Source organism: Cellulomonas hominis (assembly GCF_005239125.1).
GTDB classification, from domain to species: Bacteria; Actinomycetota; Actinomycetes; order Actinomycetales; family Cellulomonadaceae; genus Cellulomonas; species Cellulomonas hominis_A.
The window spans coordinates 1-2,044 of the sequence record NZ_SZYE01000316.1; the positions used below are offsets into that span (position 1 = coordinate 1).

Below are 2,044 nucleotides of genomic sequence, written 5' to 3' on the forward strand. Positions count from 1 at the left end.
CCCGGCGCAGCCGCTGCCGCTGCCGCGCCGGGTCGGCGACTTCACGGGGCGCGAGGTGGAGCGCGCGGCGCTCGCGGGCGCGCTGACCGCCGCCGGCGGCGCGCCGGTCGCGGTGGTCACCGGTCCGCCCGGGTTCGGCAAGACGACGCTCGCCGCGCAGGTCGCGCGGGACCTGGCCGACCGGTTCGACGACCAGCTGTTCCTGGACCTGCGCGGGGTGGACGCGGCGCCGGTCGACCCGGACGCCGCGGTCCGGCGGGTCGCGGACGCGCTGGCGGAGGGCACGGTCCCGCCCGACCCCGACGAGGCGGTGGCGCACGTGCACCGGCTGCTCGCCGGCCGCCGGGTGCTGCTCGTGCTCGACAACGCGGCGTCCGAGGAGCAGGTCCGGCCGCTGCTGCCCGCCGAGGGCCCGGCGGCGGTCCTGGTCACCAGCCGCCGGACGCTCGCCGGGCTCAGCGGGGTGCACCGCACGGTCCTCGGCCGGCTGGACCCGGCGGACTCGGTCGCCCTGCTCGCCCGGATCGTCCCCGACCGCTCCGCCGCGGAGCCGCTCGCCCGGCTGGCCTCGCTCTGCGACGACGTCCCGCTGGCGCTGCGGATCGCCGGGAACCGGCTCGCCGTGCGCGCCGGGTGGTCGATCGCCGGGCTCGTCCGGCGCATGTCCAGCGAGGAGCGTCGCCTCGACTCGCTCACGGCCGGCGACCTGCAGGTGCGCGCCGCGTTCGCGTCCTCGTACGAGCAGCTCGGCCCGGGCGCCCAGCGGCTGTTCCGGCGGCTGGCCCTGGTGGACGCGCCGAACGCGGGGGCGGGGCTCGCGGCGGCGCTCGTGGGCGAGTCGCTCTGGCGGACCGAGGACCTCCTGGACGAGCTGTGCGACCTCAGCCTCGTCCAGCACCTGCCCGGCGACCGCTACCAGCTGCACGACCTGCTCCGGCTGTTCGCCCGGTGGGAGCTCGACCACCAGGAGGACCCGGCCGCGCACGAGGCGGCCCGCGCCGCGGCGGACGACTGGCTGCTCACCACGACCGTCCGCGCCGGGCGGCGGTTCGAGCCCGACCACGCGGACCACCCGGACGACGGGCTGGCCGGGCCCGCGGGTGGCGACGTCGACCTGCACGACGCGGCGGCGGCCGGCGTGTGGCTGCGCGCCGAGTCGGGCAGCTGGCTCGCCGCGCTGCGTCGCGCCTCCGATGCCGGGGAGCACGAGCGCGTCGTCGCGGTCGCGGACGCGGTGCACTGGTTCTCCGACCTGTGGTCGACCTGGGACCGCTGGCCCGAGGTGTACGACCGCTCCGCGGAGGCGGCGACCGCGCTCGGGGACGACCGGCTCGTCGCGGTGCACGAGGGCTACCGCGCCTGGGCCCAGTCCGTCTGCCGCGGCGACGACCGGGCGGGCATCGCGGCGGCGACCCGGGCGCTCGAGGCGGCGCGGCGGTGCGGGGACGCGGCGCAGATCGGCTGGGCGCTGAGCTACCGGTCGTCCATGACGGCGCACCTCGGCGAGCTGCCGGCGGCCGAGGTCGACGCGCGCGAGGCCGTCGCCTGCATGCTCGACGCGGGCGACCGCGAGGGCGCCCCGCAGGCGATGCTCGCGCTCGGGCGCGTTCAGGCGCGGCTCGGCCGGCTCGACGACGCGCTGGCGACGACCCGGGCGACGCTGGTGCGGCTCGCGGACCCGGCGACGAGGCCGCGGCTGCAGGTGGCGGCGTTCACGGAGGCGAACGCGCTGGCGCAGCTCGCGCGCATCCTGGTGGCGGCGCGGCGCTGGCCCGAGGCGCGGGACGCGGCCGACCGGGCGCTCACGGTGGCCGAGGCGGTCGGCAGCCCGCGGATCGTCGCGTCGGGCTACCAGCACCGGGGCCTGGCGCGCGCCGGCCTCGGTGACCTCGAGGGTGCCCTCGGCGACCTGGAGATCGCGGTGGCCCTGCGGCGCGAGACGCGCGACGAGGAGCTGGTCGCGGAGGCGGAGGCGGCGCTGGCCCGGGTGCGGGCGGAGGGCGCGCCGGCCGGGGCGGCGCCCGGCGGCGGGGCGGCGGACCGG

The 2,044-nt window shown here is 79.7% G+C and carries 1 protein-coding gene; it reads left to right on the forward strand.

Going from position 1 to position 2,044, the window contains the following annotated elements; translation table 11 throughout:
- On the forward strand, positions 1–2,044 hold a 2,044-nt coding region (locus FA014_RS19295; RefSeq protein WP_154731222.1), incomplete at both ends, for an ATP-binding protein.